The sequence below is a fragment of the Paraburkholderia sp. SIMBA_027 genome, from assembly GCF_046535315.1.
GTDB classification, from domain to species: Bacteria; Pseudomonadota; Gammaproteobacteria; order Burkholderiales; family Burkholderiaceae; genus Paraburkholderia; species Paraburkholderia tropica.
In genome coordinates this window covers 1-262 of the sequence record NZ_JAWRWY010000875.1, presented here as the reverse complement: position 1 = coordinate 262, position 262 = coordinate 1, and the positions used below count along the sequence as shown (strand labels likewise).

1 protein-coding gene is annotated in these 262 nt (G+C 66.8%); it reads left to right on the top strand.

The annotated features are described in order from the left end of the window. Positions 1-262: hypothetical protein (locus SB764_RS41590; protein ID WP_410866977.1), on the top strand; the 262-nt coding region annotated here is incomplete at both ends.

The window sequence follows — 262 nt, the reverse complement described above, 5'->3', positions numbered from 1 at the left end:
CCAGACGGCGGTTCGTGCCGGGCAGTTGCGCAATGCGCAAGGCAGCATCCAGTCGCTCGCCAGCCTGGATCTCTGGTTTGCGGGCGCGTTGGACAACGGCGATGGCCGTATTTTCAGCCGCGAAAGCCAGCGGTTGCATGCGCAGGACATCCTCAATACGCAAGGGTGGATGGGCAGCCAGGGGGAGTGGTCCGCCGTCGGTGGCGCGTTCAGCAACCGGGACGGGTCGATACAGACGCTGGGCGACGCCGCGCTTGCCGCG